16 protein-coding genes are annotated in these 16,057 nt (G+C 62.2%); 10 read left to right on the forward strand and 6 right to left on the reverse strand.

Annotated features, from left to right (window positions below; genetic code table 11):
• Positions 1–41 precede the first annotated feature (41 nt).
• Complete coding sequence (locus tag FFM53_RS22190; RefSeq protein ID WP_138387250.1) at positions 42–692, forward strand: winged helix-turn-helix domain-containing protein; 651 nt, start codon at positions 42–44, stop codon at positions 690–692.
• On the forward strand, positions 689–1,963 hold the full coding sequence (locus FFM53_RS22195; protein WP_138387251.1) for an MFS transporter: 1,275 nt from the start codon (positions 689–691) through the stop codon (positions 1,961–1,963). The genes FFM53_RS22190 and FFM53_RS22195 overlap by 4 nt, the downstream gene beginning before the upstream one ends.
• On the opposite strand, the gene FFM53_RS22200 is transcribed toward FFM53_RS22195, so the two are convergent.
• Positions 1,926–2,831 carry a LysR family transcriptional regulator gene (locus FFM53_RS22200; RefSeq protein WP_138387252.1) on the reverse strand — a complete coding sequence of 302 codons (906 nt, stop codon included), beginning with the start codon at positions 2,829–2,831 and terminating at the stop codon, positions 1,926–1,928. The genes FFM53_RS22195 and FFM53_RS22200 overlap by 38 nt on opposite strands.
• Before the next feature lie 195 nt (positions 2,832–3,026).
• Positions 3,027–3,950 (reverse strand): phytanoyl-CoA dioxygenase family protein, encoded by a 924-nt coding sequence (locus FFM53_RS22205; RefSeq protein WP_138387253.1) that lies wholly within the window; start codon positions 3,948–3,950, stop codon positions 3,027–3,029.
• Between the two features lie 97 nt (positions 3,951–4,047).
• Between FFM53_RS22205 and FFM53_RS22210 the strand changes: the two genes are divergently transcribed.
• The 3 genes from FFM53_RS22210 to FFM53_RS22220 all read left to right on the forward strand — a co-directional run bounded on the left by FFM53_RS22210 (position 4,048) and on the right by FFM53_RS22220 (position 6,788).
• Positions 4,048–4,872 (forward strand): helix-turn-helix transcriptional regulator, encoded by an 825-nt coding sequence (locus tag FFM53_RS22210; protein WP_138387254.1) that lies wholly within the window; start codon positions 4,048–4,050, stop codon positions 4,870–4,872.
• A gap of 363 nt (positions 4,873–5,235) precedes the next feature.
• Positions 5,236–6,342 carry an AI-2E family transporter gene (locus FFM53_RS22215; RefSeq protein WP_138387255.1) on the forward strand — a complete coding sequence of 369 codons (1,107 nt, stop codon included), beginning with the start codon at positions 5,236–5,238 and terminating at the stop codon, positions 6,340–6,342.
• Positions 6,339–6,788: a potassium channel family protein gene (locus FFM53_RS22220; protein ID WP_138387256.1), complete on the forward strand. Its 450-nt coding sequence runs from the start codon at positions 6,339–6,341 to the stop codon at positions 6,786–6,788. The genes FFM53_RS22215 and FFM53_RS22220 overlap by 4 nt, the downstream gene beginning before the upstream one ends.
• Positions 6,789–6,915: 127 nt before the next feature.
• Here FFM53_RS22220 and FFM53_RS22225 read toward each other — a convergent pair whose 3' ends face one another.
• Positions 6,916–7,938: an LLM class flavin-dependent oxidoreductase gene (locus FFM53_RS22225; protein ID WP_138387257.1), complete on the reverse strand. Its 1,023-nt coding sequence runs from the start codon at positions 7,936–7,938 to the stop codon at positions 6,916–6,918.
• A gap of 223 nt (positions 7,939–8,161) precedes the next feature.
• Here FFM53_RS22225 and FFM53_RS22230 point away from each other — a divergent pair, with 223 nt between their 5' ends.
• The gene (locus tag FFM53_RS22230; protein ID WP_138387258.1) at positions 8,162–8,944 is read left to right on the forward strand and encodes a class I SAM-dependent methyltransferase; all 783 of its coding nucleotides are present in this window, start codon (positions 8,162–8,164) and stop codon (positions 8,942–8,944) included.
• 323 nt (positions 8,945–9,267) lie between these two features.
• Here FFM53_RS22230 and FFM53_RS22235 read toward each other — a convergent pair whose 3' ends face one another.
• The 3 genes from FFM53_RS22235 to FFM53_RS22245 form a co-directional block, all read right to left on the reverse strand.
• Positions 9,268–9,981: a DNA helicase gene (locus FFM53_RS22235; RefSeq protein WP_138387260.1), complete on the reverse strand. Its 714-nt coding sequence runs from the start codon at positions 9,979–9,981 to the stop codon at positions 9,268–9,270.
• A gap of 40 nt (positions 9,982–10,021) precedes the next feature.
• Entirely contained in the window at positions 10,022–10,207 is a 186-nt protein-coding gene (locus tag FFM53_RS22240; RefSeq protein WP_138387261.1) for a hypothetical protein, read from the reverse strand.
• An 81-nt stretch (positions 10,208–10,288) separates the two neighbouring features.
• Positions 10,289–11,440, reverse strand: a complete 1,152-nt coding sequence (locus tag FFM53_RS22245; RefSeq protein WP_138330650.1) for an ROK family transcriptional regulator — start codon at positions 11,438–11,440, stop codon at positions 10,289–10,291.
• A 208-nt stretch (positions 11,441–11,648) separates the two neighbouring features.
• On the opposite strand from FFM53_RS22245, the gene FFM53_RS22250 reads away from it, so the two are divergent.
• The 4 genes from FFM53_RS22250 to FFM53_RS22265 all read left to right on the forward strand — a co-directional run bounded on the left by FFM53_RS22250 (position 11,649) and on the right by FFM53_RS22265 (position 15,983).
• Positions 11,649–12,956, forward strand: coding sequence for an extracellular solute-binding protein (locus FFM53_RS22250; protein WP_138387262.1), 1,308 nt, complete (start codon positions 11,649–11,651; stop codon positions 12,954–12,956).
• Between the two features lie 106 nt (positions 12,957–13,062).
• Positions 13,063–13,953, forward strand: coding sequence for a carbohydrate ABC transporter permease (locus FFM53_RS22255; RefSeq protein ID WP_138330651.1), 891 nt, complete (start codon positions 13,063–13,065; stop codon positions 13,951–13,953).
• A 3-nt stretch (positions 13,954–13,956) separates the two neighbouring features.
• Positions 13,957–14,874, forward strand: a complete 918-nt coding sequence (locus FFM53_RS22260) for an ABC transporter permease subunit (RefSeq protein WP_138387263.1) — start codon at positions 13,957–13,959, stop codon at positions 14,872–14,874.
• Positions 14,875–14,876: 2 nt separating this feature from the next.
• Positions 14,877–15,983: an ABC transporter ATP-binding protein gene (locus FFM53_RS22265; RefSeq protein ID WP_138387264.1), complete on the forward strand. Its 1,107-nt coding sequence runs from the start codon at positions 14,877–14,879 to the stop codon at positions 15,981–15,983.
• Positions 15,984–16,057 lie beyond the last annotated feature (74 nt).

Genomic DNA, 16,057 nt, shown 5'->3' on the forward strand with positions numbered 1-16,057 from the left:
AAATCTTTGCAAAGATATGTTTGCAATAGTAGGCTGCCGGCATGAAAAATCCGCGCTCGCAGCCTGCCCACTCAGTCACCGCACCCCGCACCCTCAGCCGGGTCGTGCCCGATCCGACCGCGCTGAAAGCGCTGACGCATCCTGTCCGGCTGAGCATGCTGGGCATGCTCAGGATCGATGGGCCTGCCACGGCGACGCAGCTGGCAGTGCGGCTGGGCTTAAACAGCGGCGCGACCAGCTATCACCTGCGCCAGCTTGCCCAATACGGTTTCATCGAGGAAGCGCCGCATGCTTCACGGCGCGACCGCTGGTGGCGCGCCAGCCACGAGCTCACCTCGGTGCCGGCAAGCGAGGCCGAGGGTGAAGCGCTCGATCTCGACATCGCCTTCAACCAGGCTGCACTCTCGCTGCAGGTCGGCCAGATGCAGCAGGCGCTGGAGGAATATGCCGAGCTGCCGGCTGAATGGCGCAAGGCGACGGCTGCCGACGACATCATCATCCCGATGACGGCGGCACAGGCCGAGGCCCTGACGAAACGGCTGAGCGACATCATCCTGGAGGCGATGCGGGCGGCCCCGCCGCTCGGGGAGGCGGCGTCGCAGGAATCCGGCATGGTTCCCTTCTATGTCATGTTGCACGCCTTTCCCTATCCGGGCCGCGTTCCGCATCGCGAAGGGGAGGATAAACCGTGAGACTGGGCGGGCCGTTCCTGGCGCTCGCGGCTGCCGAGACATTCTCGCTCTCCGGCACGCGGCTTTCGACCATCGCTATTCCCTGGCTGGTGCTGAGCACGACTGGCAGCCCGGTGCTGACAGGCCTGACGGCAATGATGGAGATGCTGCCCTATGTCATCGCCAAGGCGCTCGGCGGACCGCTGATCGACCGCGCCGGCGCCAAGAGCATCGCCATCATCTGCGACACGGCTTCGGTGCTCGTGGTCGCTCTGGTGCCGCTTCTCGATCTCTTCGGCATGCTTGGCATGCCGGTGCTGCTGCCGCTCGTCTTTGCCATGGGCGTGCTGCGCGGCCCCTCCGATGCGGCCAAGCAGGCGATGGTTCCCGATATCGCCACACTCGCCAATGTACCGCTCGAACGAGTGACCGGCGTTGCGAGCGCCATCGAGCGGCTGGCCTCGACGGCGGGCGCGGCCGGCGCCGGCGCTTTGATCGGGCTGATCGGCCCGGGCCAGGCGCTGCTCGTCAATGCCGCCACCTTCGCCGCCGCTGCGCTGATCGTTGCCGCGGGCATACCCGGGACGCGACGCGCGCCTGCGCCCGAAACTCGACCGGTCGAACGGGCGTCCTATCTCGAGGATCTACGCGAAGGCTGGCGCTTTCTGCGCGGCGATGCCGTGCTCGTCAGCATCGTCGCTATGGTGGCGGTCACCAATCTCTTCGACCAGGCCTATCATGCCGTGCTGCTGCCGGTCTGGACACGGGATGCCGGCCATGGCCCGGAGCTGCTCGGTGCGATGTTCGCCGCCTTCGCCGGCGCCTCGATCGCAGGCGCGGCGATTGCCGCGGCGATCGGCGAGCGCATGCCGCGACTGATGGTCTATACGGTGGCCTTCCTCCTGACCGGCTTTCCGCGCTTTCTCGTTCCGGCGCTGGACGCGCCCATCGGCCTCGTCTTTGCGACGCTCGCCATCGCAGGATTCGCGTCGGGCTTCCTCAACCCGATCCTGTCGGCGGTCATCTTCGAGCGCATCCCCAAGCCGCTGACTGGCCGCGTCACCGCATTGAACACAGCCCTCTGCTTCGCCCTCATCCCCTTCGGCGGCCTCGCCGGCGGCGCGCTGATCAGCGGGCTCGGCCTTGCTGCGGCGCTGTTCCTGATGGGGATTGCCTATCTCGCGGCAACGCTTGCGCCGCTGGCGCTGAAGAGCTTTCGCGGGTTTGACAGGGCCTCGCCTGAAGCGTCCAGCTCTAGCCGTGGCCAAGCTCCTCAACCATCAGGTCGATGAAGCGGCGGACAGGTGGTTCCAGCAGGCGCTTGTCGGGATAGAGCGTGACGATCTTTGCGTCGTCGGTTTCGAGGTCGGCCAGGATCTGCCGAAGGCGGCCGGCAGCGAGATCGTCGGTGACGAGAAAATCGGGTAGCAGCGCGATGCCCAGCCCCGCCAGGGCGGCGTCGCGGATCGCCTCGCCGCTGTCGAGCCTCAGGCGGCTGCGGCCTTGCGCCTTGATCCAGGAACCGCCTTTCCCGCGAAAGCGCCAGCCCTGCCTTTGATTGCGGCCGGCGAAGATCAAGCAGTCATGGACCGCGAGATCGTCGATATCGCGCGGCTCGCCGCGCTCGGCAAGGTAGGACGGTGAGGCGCAGAGGCGCGCCTTGTAGGTGGCGATCACGCGCGAGACCAGGCGGGTGTCCGACACCGTCGCCGTCGCGCCGATCCGGATCGCCAGATCGAAGCCTTCCTCGACAATGTCGGCCAGGCGATCAGTGAAGCTCACTTCGACCTGGATGTCGGGCCAGGCCCGAAGATATTTTTCAAGCAAAGGCAGCACGACGAGCCGCCCGAAAGCATCGGGAACGGCAAGCCGGAGAACGCCTCGCGGCGTGCTGTTCTGCCCCGCCACGCTCGCTTCCGCCTCGTCGACCGATACAAGGATCTGCAGCCCGCGCTCGTAAAACATCCGGCCTTCGTCGGTCAGGCTCAACGTCCTCGTCGTGCGGTTGAGCAGGCGCGCGCCGAGCCGGTCTTCAAGGCGGATGACAGCCTTGCCTGCCGCCGAACGCGAGAGGCCCATGGCCTGGCCGCCGGCGATAAAGCTTCCGGCATCGACGACGGCCATGAAGATCAGAATATCGTTCAGGTTCGTACGCGGCATCAGGCAACTCGAGCGGTTCGGCTACATCAATAAGTCGGGCAGTCATGGGATCGTTCAAGGCCCGGACCATCAACGCCCATCGCGGCAGTAAGGTCCCCACGCTTCGCTTCTATGTAGACGTCCCTTCGCCAATCAACCTGCTATAGCAGCCATCGCACCGGATCGCAGGTTGAAGATGGGCCCTGGAAAGCCGGACTACAGCATATCGCCGAGACTCCAATGGTTGTTCCATCGGACGTCGATTTCGTCGTCGACATTCTGATATCTGATGTCGGTGGAGAGGCGCAGCCGTCGGCTACGGTCCTGGTTGGTGGTCGAGGCGTGGATCATGTAGGGCGAGTGAAGCACCACGTCGCCGGCCTCGTAATCAGCGGCGAGCCAGCGGGTGTCGAAGCGCGCCGCCATATCGGGCAGGTCCTTCGAGATCCAGCCGCCTTCGGCCATGTGGTGGTTATAGGCGCTGATCCGCTCTTCCGCAGAAAGATCGCCGCTTGTGGCCTTGAACTCGGCTTCCATCTTGACGCCCAGGGCGTGCGAACCTTCGAGGTAGACCAGGCCACCCATCTCGGCGGGGATATCGCCGATCGGAATCCAGGCCGTTACCAGGCGGCTGGTGCCGCCACGGAGATAGACGAGATCGTAGTGGGCGGGTGTGGCCGTCGGCGATCCCGGCTGGACGAAACGCATGATCTTGCGCTTGTGGAGATAGGAGATACCCTGCAGGAAATCGTCCATGAAGCGGGCGAGTGGCGGTTGCGCGCAGAAGCCTTCATAGGCGGCGGAGCGGACGAGCGACATCAGGCGCCTGTCCGCCAGGCTTTTGTCGAAGCCACCGGCAGACGCCAAGCCCAGCGAAAAATCGCTTCCAGGCTCGACCAGCCCGGTTTCGGCGAGGCGTTCGAAGACCCAGCGGCGGAAATCGATCACATCGGCCCGCGGCAGAAGGCCTTTCAGCCAGACATAGCCATCGTCCTGGTAGCGGCGGCGGATGGCGTCGATGCCGATGCCGGGATCGGTCGGCGCGAGCCAACCGATCCGCTCCGCGGGCAAGCTTCTGCCATTTGCGGCAAGAGGAAATTCCATCTTGCGAGCTTGCATGACCTCCGCAGCAATTGACATTTCACTCCTCCGTCGTTTGAGTTGACTTGTCATCAATTACCTGATCCGGCATGCCAACCGACATAGAGAAAATTTATAGCTGGACTTTTCGCTCACCATGAGAGACGCCGAGGCCATCTATAGAACGCCGCTCGGTGCGGCCGGCGGACTGGCAGTCACCGGCAGCGGCAGGCAGCATGCCCGCCGTGCGGTGACGGACCGGAAACTACCGAGTTTCGCCGTCGTCCTGGTGGAGCGGGGACAGGGTTGGCTGGATACCGCCGCCACCGGCCGCATGAGCCTGACCGGACCTGCACTGTTCTGGCTGTTTCCCAACCGCGTGCATTCCTATGGCCCCGACGAAGGCGGCTGGGACGAGCGCTGGGCGCTTTTCGAAGGGTCGTTCACGCGGGATTTCGTGAGGCTGAGGATCATCGCGGAGCGACATCCCGTTGTGGCCCTGCATCATCTCGACGAGGTGGTGCGGCTCTTCGGCAAGCTTCATGCCGATCTGCTTGACGACACCAACCTCGGGCAGGCGTCGGCGGCATTGATGCTGCATCGCATCGTTATATCAGCCGCCAGACAGGCAAGCGGCGCGGCTGATCGACGCCAGGAAAGGCTAGATATGGCCGACATCGTGGAAACGCTACGGCGGCGGGCGATGCAACCGTTGGACCTCGCAGCCTTTGCCGCCGAGCACGGCATGTCTCCGGCCACGCTGCGCAGGCGGTTCACGCTCGAAACCGGACTGCCTCCCAAGGCATTTCAGCTTCGGGTGCGCATGGACCATGCCAAACAACTACTGGCAACCACCGACGAAAAGATCGAAACGGTGGCCGCCATGATCGGCCTGGATGACCCGTTTTATTTTTCGCGGGTCTTTCACGAACGTGAGGGCTGCAGCCCTCGCGAATTCCGTGCGAGATATCCGCGGGTTTGAGAGCCGACAACCGTGGCCGGGGTGCAGCGCCAGCCGAGCGCCGGGGCGATGTGGGTCAGGCTCGCTTCGATGAGTTTTCTCGTCGATGAAGCCGATCTTGTCACCCTCGTCGTTGCCGTGCCGAAATGGGCGCGGTCGCGGTCGTCGACCAGCGCGAAGATGGCGGCTGCCCCAGACGCTTGGCTGGCGTATCCCGTGTTCACGAAGTCATGTATGATAATGGGGCGTTAGAGACGATCTTTCATCGCGTAGGGAAAATTTCGCCGCACCACCAATTGCAGGTCCGATACCGGGTGGTTTCGTTGTCCAATGCATGAACGTCCGGCTTCGCTCATTCGCGAAGCTCCGGGCGGGGAGGGGAAAATGACGTCCAGCGCATCGAACGCCGATCTTGCGCCGTCGAGACCGTCCATCGTCCATGCTGCGGTTCAATTGGGACTTGTCGCCCTTCTGGTCTATGTCTGTGCCAGGGTCATGTTGCCCTTCATGGGCATTCTGCTTTGGTCGGTGATCCTGGCGGTCATGCTTCATCCCTTGCATCTGCGCCTGTCCGGCCGGATCGGCAATCGCTGGTCGGCATTTCTCATCGGGATGGTCGGCGTTGCCGTCGTGCTGGTGCCGATGTTCGTCGTCGTCACATCGCTTGGATCTTCCATTTATTCGCTTGTTTCCGGCTTGCAGAACCACAGCCTGACAATTCCGCCGCCTCCCACGTGGCTTGCCGACCTGCCGGTGGTCGGGGCGAAGCTCTCGGAGGGCTGGTCGCTCACTGCCGCCAACCTGCCCTCGGCGCTCCGTCAATACGGTCAGATGCTGAGCAAACCTGCCGCCTGGCTCGCATCTTTCGCCGGAGGCCTCGCCGCCGGTGGCCTATCCTTCGTTCTTTCCATCGCGATCGCCGCCGTGCTTGTCGCCTATGCCAAGGGTGCTGCGGCATTCGCCCTCAGTCTGCTGGAGCTCGTCACCAACAGCAAGGCGCGGGGTGCCCGGCTCATCCATCTGACTGCCACAACGATCCGGGGCGTGGCGGTCGGCGTGGTCGGCGTGGCGGTGATCCAGTCGATGCTCGTTGGCGTTGGCTTCTTCGCCATCGGCGTTCCGGCGGCCGGCGCTCTGACGCTCGTCACGTTTCTCTTGGCAGTCGTACAGATACCGCCGCTGCTGCTGACGCTGCCCGTCATGGCCTATGTCTTTGCCACGGAGGCAACAACACCGGCAATCATCTTCGCCATATGGTCCTTGATCGCCGGGCTGAGCGACAATTTGCTCAAACCCTTGATGCTCGGCCGTGGATCGGACGTGCCAATGCCGGTCATTTTGGTCGGTGTCATCGGAGGGATGATAGCCGACGGCCTTCTCGGTATATTTGTTGGCCCCGTGCTGCTGGCCGTCGGCTTCGTGTTGCTGATGGAATGGCTGCATCAGCGCCCGGCCGAGGACGGACCCCGGATCGAAGGTCCGGCCCCATGATTACAGTTATTAGCCTCGGCTTGCTTGCGATGTCGATATGCCTCGCACTGCAGGCACTCGCTTCAGTGCTGGCCGCGCGTTATTTTGCTCACGCGCGCACGCAACCGATGGGCCGAAAGCCCTGGCGAAGGATCTTCCTGCAATTCTCGGTTCTGATGATCGTGCTCATGCTGGGCAATATCTTCCAGGTCGTTTTCTGGGCGCTTTTATATCGTGCGCTCGGCGCCTTCGAGGACTTCGAGACGGCCATGTATTTTTCCGGCGTCACCTTCACGTCGCTTGGTTATGGCGACGTGGTGCTTGACGGCCGTATCCGGCTGCTTGGGCCGCTGCAGGCAGCCAATGGGCTCATGATGTTCGGGATCACAACGGCCCTGTTTTTCTCGGCTATCCAGCACGCCACGGGCAAATTGGCCGTGGCACATCGAACGGCGCATGAGCCCTAATGCATGTCGCCTAAAAGTGTGCAGCGGTTTTGGGACAACGACATGCATATAAACGAAGATCTAAAGCGCGTCGCGACGCGCTTTAGAGTGCTGGAGCCTTGCCGACGAATACGCCTTGCCCGGGACATCAGCGCCAACCCATCGCAGGCGCGACATGGGTCAGGATCGCTTCTATGACATGGGCGTTGTATTCGACGCCGAGCTGATTGGGGACGGTGAGCAGCAGCGTGTCGGCTTCGGCGATCGCCTCGTCTTCGGCGAGCTGCTTAATCAGGGCATCGGGTTCGGCGGCATAGCTGCGACCGAAGATTGCGCGGGTCTTCTCGTCGATGAAGCCGATCTTGTCCTCACCGTCGTTGCCGTAGCCGAAATAGGCGCGGTCGCGGTCGTCGACCAGCGCGAAGATGCTGCGGCTGACCGAGATGCGCGGCTGGCGCTCGTGGCCGGCTTCTTTCCAGGCCGCGCGGTATGCCCGGATCTGGTCGGCCTGCTGGACGTGGAAGGGCTCTCCCGTCTCATCGTCCTTCAGCGTCGAACTCTGCAGGTTCATGCCGAGCTTGGCCGCCCAGACGGCGGTGGCATTCGAGCTCGCGCCCCACCATATCCGCTCGCGCAGTCCCTCGGAATGCGGCTCGAGGCGCAAGAGGCCGGGCGGATTGGGAAACATCGGCCGCGGGTTCGGCTTGGCAAATCCTTCGCCGCGCAGCACTTCCAGGAAGACTTCGGCATGGTGGCGAGCCATGTCGGCCTCGCTCTGGCCTTCGGGCGGGGCGTAGCCGAAATGGCGCCAGCCATCGATCACCTGTTCGGGCGAACCGCGGCTGATGCCGAGCTGCAGGCGGCCGCCGGCGATGAGGTCGGCCGCACCGGCATCTTCGGCCATATAAAGCGGGTTCTCGTAGCGCATATCGATGACGGCGGTGCCGATCTCAATCCGGTTGGTTCTAGCACCGACGGCTGATAGCAGCGGGAAGGGTGCGGCCAGCTGTCGGGCGAAATGATGCACGCGAAAATACGCCCCGTCAGCCCCGAGCTCCTCGGCCGCCACCGCAAGCTCGATCGACTGCAGCAGCGCATCGCCGGCGGAGCGCGTCTGCGATTGGGGCGAGGGCGTCCAGTGCCCGAACGAGAGGAAACCGATCTTCTTCATACCGATGCCGCACCTTGATCCGTTGTGTCTGGGGTCGATGGGTCATCGCACAATTTCGGCCCGAAAGACAATCGGAACCGGATGAGTTCGGCGTATCACTTCTGCGGCATTGGCCTGCCATCCGCCGCTATAACCGACAGAGAGATTGTTACGGCCGCGCTAAACCCCTGACATAAACGCGTGTTACAGCCTCCGCCGGCTGCGGCGTGAGCATGGAGTTTTGATGGACCAGCGCAGGGGCTCCTCATTCGAGGAAATCGACGTCGTCGCAAATTACCGGTATCGTCCGCCTTATCCCGATGCCGTCTTTCGAAAGCTTCTGGCGATAGCTCCGCGGTCGGAGCATCTGCTGGATATCGGTTGCGGACCGGGAAAAATCTCCCGCCCGCTGTCAGGTTCGTTTGCGAGTGTCACAGCGGTCGATCCCTCCGCGCATATGATTGTGCTGGGCAGATCGCTGCCGGGTGGCGGCGCTGAGAATATCCGCTGGATAGAAAGTTTCGCCGAGAATTTCCCGACCGATGGCCAGCGCTTCGATCTGACGGTCGCAGCAGCCAGTATTCACTGGATGGATCATGCCAGGCTGTTTCCGCATCTTCTGGCGAGTGCCGCGCCAGGTCACGTCATGGCGGTGGTTTCCGGCGACGACCCGTTCGAGCCTGCGTGGCTATCGGATTGGCATTCATTCCTGGGGAAGTGGGTTTCTGAGGTGACCGGCCAGCCTTTCGATCACAGCAGATGGTCCGAGGGCATGCGAAGCTACCAGAGCTATCTTGACCTGCATGGCAGCGAGGACTTCATATCGGAGCATCCCTTCGAGCAGAGCGTCGAGGATTTCGTCTCCTGCCAGCATTCGCGCGACACCTTCGCACCTTCGAAACTTGGCGATCGTATCGCGACCTTCGACACGGAACTCTCTGAATTGCTACGCGCCTATTCGAATGATGATCGGTTGAGCTTTGTCGTATGCACCAGGATTGTCTGGGGCGAAATCAAGCTGATCTGAGAAGACACGATGTTTGGATTGGGCGTACGGCTTGCTCCCTCTTCTCCCCAGCGGGGGTCCGAAGGACGGGTCGAGACCCGCGGCTCGACCCCGGTCGGTGGCCCGAAGGGTCGGATGAGGGGGCCGCACGGCAGGCCAGTCATTATTGCCCTTCGCTTACGCTCCGCGCATTCGCGGCTTCGCCGCTCACCCCCTCATCGCCTCGCTATCGCTCCGGCACTTCTCCCCGCTGGGGAGAAGAGATTCGTCGCAGCGCAGTGCCCTCTCTCATCCCCGGTCGCGGGCCATGTGTGAGGCCCGCGACCGGATTCTAATCGGCGTCCCTACCGCGCAGCTTGAAACGCGACCTGGCCGTTGTTCAGGAAGCAGGTCTTGTCGAATAGCTTCAGGTCCAGCGGGTTCGGCAGCCTGATATCGGCGATATCGGGCAAGGGTCTCTCGGATCGCTCGTAGGATCGGTCGATCTGGGAGATGAAGACGATGATCAGGCCGCGCTCGCGGGCGAACGCCTTCAGGGTGCGGACCTGGACGGAGAGTTCGGGATTCTCCCGTTTCTGATCGAGCAGTTGGAGATAGTCGATGACGACGAGGGTGCCGCGCGGGGCTGAGGCCAGTTTTTCCGCGATGTAGCCGGCGCTGATGGCGTCGGAGCCGTCGAATTCAAACAGGTGTTCGAATTGCGCCCGATCTACGCCGATGGCGCGAAAGCGATCCTCGACGTTTTCTTCCGTATATTCCAGCGAGAAGAACACACCGGGACGGCCCGATTTCATCGCCTCGACGGCCAGTTCGAGGCCCATCAGGGTCTTGCCGTGGCCGGGTCGGGCGCCGACGAGCAGGAGATCGCCGGGCAGCAATTGCTGAAACAGCTTGCCGGCGGGTGCTTCCGCCGCTGCTTTTGCCGCAAGCAGGCTCCAGCCGCCGTAGCCTTCTTCCAGGGCTATGCGGTCGAGCGCCTGGTGCAAGGGTATGTTATCGGCTCGGGAGAGCTTTCTGGCTTTACGCTTCAGGTGATAGATAGGCGCAGACATCTTCATTCATAAACCTCCTATTGCGAGCGGTTTTCGCAATCCCTCCTTATGCAAGATGCTCGAACAGTCGGTTCGGTTTCAAGTGGCCCCACATGAAGTCTGCTTTCCCGATGGAGGGGGGAGGCGTGGGCTGCGCCAGAATCAGATCATAGCGCAGGAACGGCCGGGCGAAAATCGCCAGCGTCGAGTCAGGGCGAAAAGCCGTGCTTCCCGCCCACCGCCGCTTGCTCATCGATTTCCTCAAGCAAAAGCAGAGGGAATTGCCGTAAGCGGCTGAGCGGGAGTCGGTTTCGGGCTCGAGGACACGGCGGCTTCAATAATAGGCCGATTTAAACGGGGTCACAGCGGCACCCATGGCCGAGGCGTCGCTTGCGATTTCGGAGATCACAAGCTTCGGGCGTGGGCGCGGCACGCCGTAGCGGGGGCGGTCGTAGATCTCGGTCCGGTCTATCAGCATCTGCGCCAGGGCGTAAGGGACCTGGCCGCCGAAGATGATCGACTGCGGGTCGTAGATCGCCCAGATCGCATTGATGAGGCGGTTATAGGCCGGCGTCACCTCATCAACCCACTCTGTCACTCCCGGCCATTTCCGATCGAAATGCTTGCGCATATAGCTGATCGAGGGAACGTCGACGCCGTTGCGGTTGAGTTTTTCGATCAGGTACTGCAAGGCCGGCCGGCGCTTGTTTTCCTCGGCGTCGTAGATGCCCGAGAATTCGCCGGCATTGCCGATACCGTTATGCAGGAGTTCGCCGTTGGTGATCAGGCCGCCGCCGAAGCCGTAATTGAAGCTGAGATAGGCGAAGTGCTTCATGTAACGGCCGACACCGAACATGGATTCGGCGATGGCTCCCGTCTTGGCGCCGTTGTGCACCCAGACCGGCTTGTTGAAAAATTCCGACAACAGCGGGCCGAGCTCGATCAGCGACCATTCATGCAGTGGGAGGGGCGCATTGAAGCGGGTGCCGCTGACGTGAAAGCCGGCAATGGCAAAGCCGATGCCGAAGAAGGCCTCTTCGGAAAGATTGTTCGCCCTCTGGTGCTCGATCAGCTGCTCGCGAACGAGATCCAGCGCCTGGGCCATGGTGCGTTCGCGCAGGGCGATGCTGCTTTCGGCCAGCACATTGCCCGATATATCCATCAGGCAGATGCCGATCACGTCGGTGTTGACAGAGATGCCGCAGGAATAGGCGTAGCGGCCGTCGAGCCTAAGCGTCGGGCTCGGCTGGCCGCGGCCGGCGCCGGGCTTCGGCGAGCCGAAGGAAACGATGCCGCGCTCCTCCAGCTGGTCGATGATGCGGTAGACGGACTGCTGGGTGAGATCGGTGTGGGCGGTGACTTCCGACCGGGAAAGGCCGGGATTGCGCCAGATCAGCTTCAGCAGGTCGCGCTCGTTCGAGGAGACGACGCCGCCGCCTTCGCGCAGGAAGCGCGGCGCGATCAGCGGCTCCGGAAAATAGGCCATATCAAACACCTCCTTTCGTCAAAAATTACTATCGAGGTGTAGTAATTATTGTTGTCTTCCTGGCCACTTAGCTCATTTACCCTATAGCAGCAGCCTCGTCCCACGACAAGAGTCATGTGTGCGTCACCAAATTGTTACACACTGTGTGTAGTAAATCGCCGTCACGGTGCTGGGCATGAACCCGGCTATCAAAACAGGCGAGGGCAAGATGAAGATTTCCATTCTCGCGGCTGCGGCCGCGCTGATGGCGGGCGCGTGTTCCGCGCAGGCCGCCAATATCGAATTCTGGTACGGCAATACCGGCGTTGTCGAAAAGGCGATCCAGGACCAGTGTAAGGCGTTCAATTCAGCGCAGAGCGAGCATCACATTTCCTGCGTCGGCCAGGGCAGCTATGAAGTGTCGATGCAGAAGGCGATCGCCGCTTTCCGGGCTAAAAACCATCCCGTTCTCATCCAGTTCTTCGATGCCGGCACGCTCGACCTGATGCTGTCGGATGCCGTCGTCCCGGTTCAGGACGTACTGCCCGAGGTCAAGTGGGACAATTACATCGCCGGGGCGCGCGCCTATTACGAAACATCCGGCGGCAAGCTTTTCGCGCAGCCTTACAATTCCTCGACGCTGCTGTTCTACACCAACAAGACCGAGCTTGAGAAAGCCGGCGTCACCAAGACGCCGACGACCTGGGAAGAGATCATCGAGGCCGCCCGCAAGCTGAAGGCTTCAGGCCATGAATGCCCCTTCACCACCGACGGCGATACCTGGCGCGTGCTGGAACAGTTCTCGGCCCGTCACGGTCTGCCGATCGCCTCCGAGCATAATGGCTATGACGGCCTCGACGCCGAATATGTCTTCAACACCACCTTTGCCGCCAAGCATCTCCAGAACCTGGTCGACTGGCGCAAGGAAGGTCTCGTCAAGCTCGGGACCGATACCAAGGCCGGCAATTTCACCGCCGCCTTTAACACCGGCGAATGCGCGATGATGGAGAATTCGTCGGGCTCCTACACCGCGTCCGCCAAGGCTTTCGACGGCAAATACCAGATCACTGTCGGCATGGCGCCGATGTATGAGGGTCATGAGCGCCACAACACGTTCGTCGGCGGCGCCTCGATCTACATCATGAAGGGCCACGATAAGGCCGAGGTCGAAGGCGCCAAGGCCTTCCTCGATTTCCTGCGCCGTCCCGAACAGCAGATGTTCCTGACCGCCGCCACCGGCTACGTGCCCGTCACCAACGATGTGATGGATGCGATCGCCAAGAGCGGCGAAGCGAACGCGCCGAAATATGCAACAGCCGCCGTCGGCATCGAGTCGATGAACCAGCCGCGCACGCCCGATACCCGCGGCATCCGCCTCGGCTTCTACGTGCAGTTCCGCCAGGTATTCATGGAAGAAACCCAGAAGGCATTCGCCGGCCAGCAGACCATGCAGATGGCGCTCGACAATGCCAAAAAGCGCGGCGACGAGCTGCTGCGCCGCTTCGAGCAGACCTACAAGGGCGTGAAGCTGCCCTGATCGCAAGCTAATCCAACCCCACGCACGGGCGCTCGAAGCGCCCGTGCGTCAGGCACGGGGCGTTCTCGGCTCGCCCCGTGCCTCTCTTCCAATCCAGGATGCTGCCATGACGTCGGAATCTTCGCTCTTCAACCACCGCTGGCTGCCGCTTCTCCTGGTAGCGCCGCTGATGTTGCTGATCGCGCTGTTCTTCTATGTGCCTGTTTTTCAGGCCTTTTACTGGTCGTTCTTCCTGGAGCGCCCATTCGGCGGCGGTTCGATGTTCGTCGGCTGGGATAATTTCGCCCGCGTGCTGTCCGATCCCGAATTCTGGGAGGCCGGCTGGCGTACCGTCATCTTCATGGTGACCGCCTCATCGCTGGCGGTGCTGATTCCGCTGGTCCTTGCGGTCGCGGCCGACCGGAAGATCCGCCTGGCGCTGCCGGCGCGCAACGTGCTGGTCTGGCCGAAGGGGGTGGCGGGCGCTTCGATCGGCGTCGTCTTCGCCTTCATCTTCAATCCCTTCGTCGGCATCCTGGCGCCGCTCAACAGCGCTTTTCCCGGCATATGGGCGCCCGGCATCGACGGCACGGATGCCTTCATCACGCTGATTGCAGCCCATGTCTGGGGCGGCATCCCGTTCAATTTCGTCATCTTGCTCGCCGGCTTGCAATCGATCCCGAAGACCATGCACCAGGCAGCGGCGATGGACGGGACCGGGCCGTGGCGGCGCATCTTCGACGTGCAGCTGCCTCTTATCATGCCGCAGCTCTTCCTGACGCTGGTGCTCGAGTTCACCGAGAGCGTCACCTCGGCCTTCGCGCTGATCGATACGATCACCAAGGGCGGTCCAGGCGGCTCGACGACTTTGCTCGTCTACAAGATCTATACCGACGGCTTCACAGGCTACGACCTTTCCGGCGCCTCGACCCAGACGGCGATCCTGATGGTCTTCGTCGTCCTCCTCACCGCCGCCCAGTTCCTCTTCCTCGGCCGGCGCATCAATTACGAGCGGTGACCCATGATCGAAAACGCACGTTCCCTCAACATCGCAGCCAGCTTCATCCTCGTCGTCGGCATCGTCTATATTCTCGGGCCGCTCTACCTGACGCTTGCGACCGCCTCGCAGTCCTATGAATTCATGCTGCGCAACGGGCTTGCCTGGTATCCCGGCACCGCGCTTTTTTCCAATATGGCGCGGGTTTTTGCCGAGACGCATATCCCGATCCAGATGGTCAACAGCATGCTGACCGCCTTCAGCGTCGCGATCTTCACCTGCATCCTGTCGTTCCTGTCGGCCTATGCGATCGTCTATTTCCGCATTCGCTGGGCGGGCGTTGTCTTCGCGCTCATTCTCGCGACCATCATGCTGCCGCTCGATATCCGCGTCATCACCACCTATCAGGTGGCCTCGAACGTGTTTTCGCCGCTGAATGCTCTGCTTGACGTTACCGGCCTCAATGATTTGATCGCAAATATCTTCGGTGCGCCGGTGAAGCTCGAATGGAGCGTGCTGAACACGCATCTCGGCCTCGTCGCGCCGCTTGTGGCGCATGGCACCGGCACCTTCCTGTTCCGCCAGTTCTTCCTCACCCTGCCGAAAGACCTTTTCAAGGCGGCGCGCATGGATGGTGCAGGGCCGATCCGCTTCCTGTTCGACATCCTGCTGCCGCTGTCGCGAACGAGCTTCGCCGCGCTTTTCGTGCTCACCTTCCTCAGCGGCTGGACGCAATATCTCTGGCCGCTCGTTGCCGCTTCGACACCTGATATGCAGACGGCCGTCGTCGGTCTTGCGCGGCTCGTTCCCGATGCCGACGGCGAAGTCCCCGATTTCCCGATGATCATGGCCGCTACCGTTATCGTTTCCATCATTCCGCTCGCGATGATCGCGCTCCTGCAGCGCTATCTCGTCCAGGGCCTCGTTCTCACGGAGAAATAGCCATGAACGCCATCGACATGGCCATCCGCGCCGCCGCGGCCAACATCACGCTCTCAGGCGTCAGCAAGGCCTATGACGCCGAGACCATCGTCATCCCGTCGATGGATGTCGAGCTCAGGGCCGGCGAATTCACCGTCGTGCTCGGGCCTTCGGGCTGCGGCAAGTCCACGCTTTTGCAGATGATCGCCGGCCTCGAACGGGTGAGCGGCGGCACGATCGTCATCGGCGGCCGGCAGGTGCAGGATCTGGAACCGAAACATCGCGGCTGCGCCATGGTGTTCCAGAACTATGCGCTCTATCCGCATATGAGCGTCTTCGACAACATTGCCTACAGCCTCAGGGTCGCCGGTATGCAGAAGGCCGAGCGCATCGAGCGGGTCGGGGCGGTGGCGAAGATGCTCGGCCTTTCCGATTATCTCGGCCGCAAGCCCGGACAGCTTTCCGGCGGCCAGCGCCAGCGCGTGGCGATCGGCCGCGCCATCGTGCGCGAACCCAGCGTGCTTCTGTTCGACGAGCCGCTTTCCAACCTCGATGCGCAACTGCGCCACGACATGCGCGTCGAACTCGCCGAACTGCACCGGCGCATCGGCGCCACCACCGTCTTCGTCACCCATGACCAGGTGGAGGCGATGACGCTTGCCGACCGCATCCTCATTCTCAACAAGGGCCGGATCGAACAGTTCGACACGCCGAAGGCGATCTATCACCATCCGGCCTCGGTCTTCGTTGCGAAATTCATCGGCGCGCCGCCGATGAACATCCTGCCGGTCATCGGCGACGGCACGGCGCTCAGGCTCGCCGACGGGCAGGTGGTGGCGCAAGCGCGGCTTACCGGCGCCTATCAGCTCGGCATTCGGCCCGAGGATATCCTCATCGGCGGCACGGCCAACGGACAGGTGGTCAACTCGGCTCTGCGGTTTCGCGAGGATCTCGGCTCGCATTCGATCCTGGCAGCCGAGCTCGGCGGCTCGGTTGTCAGGATCGCGACACCCTTCGGCGTCGAGATACCGGATTACCGCCAGCTCTCTCTCGATTTCCCTGCCTCCCGCCTGCATCTCTTCGATGCGGAAAGCGGCAAGGCCATACCAGGCGCATTCGGCGCAAACTAGAACATTTCCGTATTTTTCTCCGAAACACGGAAACGTTCTATCTCTTTGTTTTAACACAATTCCGGACGCAAAAC

This window comes from Rhizobium indicum, assembly GCF_005862305.2.
GTDB classification, from domain to species: Bacteria; Pseudomonadota; Alphaproteobacteria; order Rhizobiales; family Rhizobiaceae; genus Rhizobium; species Rhizobium indicum.